Below are 5,245 nucleotides of genomic sequence, written 5' to 3' on the forward strand. Positions count from 1 at the left end.
GTGACGACCAGCTGGAGAATGCCATCGGCCTTTTCGCCGGGCGGGAAGCGGATCGATTCGGGCGCGCAGTGCCGGGCGTGGTGCTGCCCCACGATCTCGGGCCAGCGCGTGACCACCGAACTCTGCACGAAGCCGAAGCGGCGAAAAGCGGTGCGGCCGATCGCGGGCATCAGGTCGGCGATCTGCCGCGCCTCTCCGCCACGCGCGCGCTCGAACGGCTTGCCGGCGTTTTGACCCGCCTTCTGGCCGGTCTTTTGCGGGGCGTTCCGGGGCTTTCCTGCTTCGCGTTCCATATTGCGTGCTGCCATGCCATAGCGGCGCGATGCAGACCAGTGGCGAGACGAATTCGGGTGCGGGTACGATCGCCGGCGATCTGCTCGCCTGGTACGATGTCCACGCGCGCCGGTTGCCGTGGCGGCGGCTGCCGGGGGAGGCGCCGCAGGAACCGTACCGCGTGTGGCTGTCGGAAGTGATGCTCCAGCAGACGACCGTGGCCGCCGTCGGCCCCTATTTCGCGAAGTTCACCCAGCGCTGGCCGGCGGTGACCGATCTGGCGGCGGCGGATGATGCCGATGTCATGGCTGCCTGGGCCGGGCTGGGCTACTACGCTCGCGCCCGTAACCTGCTCGCCTGCGCGCGCGCCGTGGCGGCGATGGGCGGGGCGTTCCCCGATACCGAGGAAGCCCTGCGCGCCTTGCCGGGGCTGGGCGCCTATACCGCCGCCGCCGTCGCCGCGATCGCGTTCGGGCGGCGCGCGGTGGTGGTGGATGCCAATGTCGAGCGCGTGGTGGCGCGGCTGTTCGCCATCACGGAACCGCTGCCCGGTGCGCGCCCGGCGATTCGCGAGGCAACGGACGCGATCACGCCCGAAGTGCGCGCGGGCGATTTCGCGCAGGCGATGATGGACCTTGGCGCGACGGTCTGCACCGTGAAGGCGCCGCGCTGCCTGTTGTGCCCGATACGTGACGAGTGCCGGGCCTATGCCGAGGGCGATCCGGAGCGCCTGCCGGTGAAGGCGGCGAAGAAGGCTCGGCCCACGCGGCGCGGGCGCGCGTTCTGGATCGTGCGCGATGGCGCGGTCTGGCTGGTGCGGCGGCCGGGGAAGGGGATGCTGGGCGGGATGCGCGCCTTGCCCGACGATGGCTGGAACGCGCGCGCCGATGGCCACGGTGAACCGCCGCTGGCCGGTGGCTGGCGCTCGGGCGGGCTGGTCCGGCACACCTTCAGCCATTTCGATCTCGAATTGCAATTGATGCTTTGCGATGCCGCTGGCGGTGCTAGTCTGGCCGAGGGAGAATGGTGGCCGCTCGCAGGGATCGAAGAGGCCGGCTTGCCCACGGTATTCGCCAAGGCGGCGCAACTGGCGCTGGCCGGGGCGTAGGATGAGCGAGAGGCGGTAGAAGACCCCATGCGAAGCGAAGTTCTGCCCGCGTTCCAGGGCCTTTCCCGACGCGAAATCATGCGAGGTGGCCTGTTCGTGGGAGCGGGGGCCACTCTGTTCCCCCGCCTGGCCTTCGCCAGCGCGGCGGCCGAGGCGCAATGGCCGGCGGTGACGCAACTGCTCGATGGCTACGTGTCCGGCGGCAAGCTGCCCGGGATGATCGCGGCGCTCGGCTGGGGCAGTGCACCGCCGGAAAGCATCGCGCGTGGCGTCGAAACGAAGGGCGAAGCCGCCCCCGTCACCATGGACAGCCTGTTCCGCGTCTATTCGATGACCAAGCCGGTCACCGGCATGGCCGCGATGATCCTGATCGACGAAGGCCGGCTGCGGCTCGACCAGCCCCTGTCGGACGTGCTGCCGAAGTTCGCGAAGATGCAGGTGCAGGTGACGCCGGACGGCTCGATCACCGATCTGCGGCCCGCGAAAACGCCGATCACGATCCGCCACCTGCTGACTCACACAGCGGGGCTGGGCTATTCGATCATCCAGAAGGGACCGATCAAGGCCGCCTACGAACAGGCCGGCATCGTGCCCGGCCAGATCACGCGGTTGCCGTTGCCGGGGATGCAGCAACCCGCCGACATGCCCCGCAGCCTCGCCGCGTTCGCGGACCGTCTGGCCGATCTGCCGCTCGTCTATGAACCCGGCACGCAGTGGAGCTATTCGGTCGCGCTCGATCTGCTGGGCCGCGTGATCGAGGTGGTATCGGGCCAGCCGTTCGACCGCTTCCTGCACGATCGCATCTTCGGCCCCACGGGCATGGACAGTTCGTGGTTCCAGGTGCCGAAAAGCGAAGTCGGCCGGCTGACCTCGAACTACGGCGTGCTCGGCGGGTTCGTGGTGCCGCTCGATCCGGCGCCGTCCTCGATCTATCTTGATCCGCCGGCGTTTCCGTTCGGCGGTGCCGGGCTGGTGAGTTCGCCGCGCGATTACGACCGCTTCCTTACCATGCTGCTCGGCTATGGCGTGATCAATGGGCGGCGCGTGATGAGCGAGGCGGCGGTGCGGCTGGGCACCAGCAACCTGCTTCCCGCCGGCACCGCCACCGACGGCACGATGATCGCCGGCGCGGGCTTCGGCGCCGGCGGGCGCGTGGGCATCGGTGTGGATGCGGGGACGTATGGCTGGGCCGGCGCCGCCGGTACGATCGCCTTCATCAACCATCGCGTGGGCAACCGGGCGGGCCTTTATACGCAATACATGCCCTCCGAAGCCTATCCGGTGCAGAGGGATTTCCCCAAGGCTGTGATCGCAGACCTGTTTCGTGGAAAGAAAGCCGCATGAACGGAACCACCATCGCCTTTGCCGGCAGCGCGCTCGACCGGGCGGACCATGTCCGCTCCGATCCGGAAAAGCTCGCCGGCCTGATGAACTGGCGCGCGCGCCTGCTGCGGCTGGACGGGCTGGACCCGCTGCTCGCGCCCGAAGGCGGGCTGGACTGGGGCACGCTGGCCGATGCCGATCCGCAGGCCGAACTGGTGTTTCTGGGGCTGACCGAGGACGGACGCGGCTGCTTCGCCGAAGTCGCGCCGCGTCTGGTGGGCAGTGTCGCGCCGCCCAACCCGCGCCTGTGGCAGGCGATGACGATGCTGGGATCGCAGGATCTGGCGATCTATGGCGGCGCGCGAAGCCTGGTGGACTGGCACGCCCGGCACCGCTTCTGCGCCCGGTGCGGCCATGCCACCGTGCTGGCCAAGGGCGGCTGGCAGCGTTCCTGCACGAACGCGGCGTGCAAGGCGGAGCACTTCCCGCGCGTCGATCCGGTCACGATCATGCTGGTGGAGCATCAGGGCAACCTGCTGCTGGGCCGCCAGCCGCGCTTTCCCCCGCGCCGCTTCTCGGCGCTGGCCGGGTTCGTGGAGCCGGGCGAATCGATCGAGGGCGCGGTGGCGCGCGAAGTGCAGGAGGAAGCGGGCGTGATCGTGCGCGATGTGACGTATGTCGCCAGCCAGCCGTGGCCGTTCCCCTCGTCGCTGATGATCGGCTGCCACAGCCTGACCGACGATCCGGCGCTCACCGTCGACACCACCGAACTGGAAGAGGCGCGCTGGTTCACCCGCGCCGAAGTGCGGGCGGCGCTGGACGGGGATGAGGAAGGGCCTTTCATCGCGCCCCCGCCGCACGCGGTGGCGCGGCACCTGCTGGAATGGTGGATCGCCCGATGACCGCGCCCGCTGCGCCAAAGCCGGTGACGATCGACATCTGGTCGGACGTGATGTGCCCGTGGTGCGTGATCGGCTACCACCAGTTGCAGAAGGGGCTGGCCATCCTGGGCGACGAGGTGACGGCGACGATCCGCTTTCACCCGTTCGAGCTGAACCCCGACATGCCGCCCGAAGGCGAGGAGCAGAGCGCGCATATCATGCGCAAGTACGGGCGCAGCAAGGAACAGGCGGCGGAAGGCCGCTCGCAATTGCTGGCGATTGCCGAACGCGCCGGCGCCAGCCTGTCCTGGTCGGGCGAGGGCACGCCGCCGCCGGCGATGATGTGGAACACCCGCGCCGCGCACACGCTGCTGGTCCATGCCTTGCGCGATTACGACGCGGAAACCGAAGTGCGGCTGAAGCTGGCGCTGTTCGCGGCGCATTTCCAGCACCGCCGCAACGTTTCGGACCATGCCGTCCTGCTCGATGTGGCGGAAAGCGCGGGGCTGGACCGCGCCCGCGCGCAAGCCGCGCTCGACGATCCGGAACTGGCCGCGATCGTCGTGGCGGGCGAGCAGCAGGCGTGGGACTGGAACATCTCGGGCGTGCCGGCGATGGTCGTCAACGGCAAATACCTGATCCCCGGCGCGCAGGAACCGGACGTCTATGCCAACGCCCTGCGCCGGGTAATCGCGCGCGAAGCGGCAGGAGTATCCTGAATTTGGGTGGTTTGGGCACTCCTGCCTGAATGCATTTCCGCTCTTCCGGGTAGCTACAAAAATCGACTCATCAGCGGGAAGGGTGGTGGCATTGTCATACGACGATTTCCGCTGCATCGTTCCTTGATGAAATACAGTGAGATGCTGGCGTTATTCCTTTTGGCACCGGGCCTGTCAGGATGTGACCATAAGCAGCGCACATATGACGCGGATTGTTCGAAGCCGCCCTTAGCTTGGGGGACGGCAAAAGTCGGTATCGGCGAACTTGTTCCGATTGTTGCGGTATCAATCGATGCGAACGGCTTTGTGAAATGGGCTGGTAGCGCCGTTTCGAATGATCAATTGCAAGCCTGTCTCGTTGAGGCGGGAAAACTAAATTCCATCCCCAAACCAATACTTGAGGTTTCGCCAACCGCTCCTTGCCAAAGAGTTGAGGAGGTTCGGGCAATGATGATGGCGTCCCCAATCTGCAATAGTTCGCACCAAGCTTGTAGCGAAGGTCGAAATCCGAAGCAGTGGGACGTCGTTGGTGATCCTTGACGTCCGAAATCGCGTTGTGTCCGGAACCCGCGTGCGGTTGGAACGCCGGGAAAAGCGGGCCGTTATCCAATCCCCACACCCGTTCGTCCTGAGCTTGTCGAAGGACCCGCGATACGGCTGATTCTGGGGCGGTTTAGCGCGCAAGGCCGGCACCCCGCGCGTCCTTCGACAAGCTCAGGACGAACGAGGTTTCTTATGCCCAAAGCCAGTAATGGGTTCCGACCCTACCCCTGCGGCTGCGCGATCCACTTGCCGCTGTTCTGGTATTCGGGCCGGATGGCGTTGGAGCCGAGCAGGTTCGTTCCCGCTGGACTGGGCCCGGCGGGATGCGAACCGGCGGGCGGCGCGCCCGGCAGCCGGTTGCCCGCGCGGAACACGGCATCGCCGCCGCGCTGCTCGAT

The 5,245-nt window shown here is 67.4% G+C and carries 6 protein-coding genes; 5 read left to right on the forward strand and 1 reads right to left on the reverse strand.

Annotation, left to right across the window (positions count from 1 at the left end; genetic code table 11):
• A partial coding sequence (locus B3547_RS12715) for a DciA family protein (protein ID WP_292963714.1) occupies positions 1 to 293 on the reverse strand: 293 nt, incomplete at its 3' end.
• 29 nt (positions 294 to 322) lie between these two features.
• Between B3547_RS12715 and B3547_RS12720 the strand changes: the two genes are divergently transcribed.
• The 5 genes from B3547_RS12720 (at position 323) to B3547_RS12740 (ending at position 4,844) form a co-directional block, all read left to right on the forward strand.
• Entirely contained in the window at positions 323 to 1,381 is a 1,059-nt protein-coding gene (locus tag B3547_RS12720) for an A/G-specific adenine glycosylase (protein WP_124808966.1), read from the forward strand.
• A 27-nt stretch (positions 1,382 to 1,408) separates the two neighbouring features.
• Positions 1,409 to 2,725, forward strand: a complete 1,317-nt coding sequence (locus B3547_RS12725; RefSeq protein ID WP_292963708.1) for a serine hydrolase domain-containing protein — start codon at positions 1,409 to 1,411, stop codon at positions 2,723 to 2,725.
• Positions 2,722 to 3,606, forward strand: coding sequence for an NAD(+) diphosphatase (nudC, locus tag B3547_RS12730; RefSeq protein WP_124808968.1), 885 nt, complete (start codon positions 2,722 to 2,724; stop codon positions 3,604 to 3,606). Before B3547_RS12725 ends, nudC begins: the two co-directional genes overlap by 4 nt.
• Complete coding sequence (locus tag B3547_RS12735) at positions 3,603 to 4,304, forward strand: DsbA family oxidoreductase (RefSeq protein ID WP_292963710.1); 702 nt, start codon at positions 3,603 to 3,605, stop codon at positions 4,302 to 4,304. The genes nudC and B3547_RS12735 overlap by 4 nt, the downstream gene beginning before the upstream one ends.
• 126 nt (positions 4,305 to 4,430) lie before the next feature.
• Entirely contained in the window at positions 4,431 to 4,844 is a 414-nt protein-coding gene (locus B3547_RS12740; RefSeq protein WP_292963712.1) for a hypothetical protein, read from the forward strand.
• The last annotated feature ends 401 nt before the right edge of the window (positions 4,845 to 5,245 follow it).

Origin of the sequence: Novosphingobium sp. UBA1939, from assembly GCF_002336885.1 — a bacterium.
Taxonomy (GTDB): Bacteria; Pseudomonadota; Alphaproteobacteria; order Sphingomonadales; family Sphingomonadaceae; genus Novosphingobium.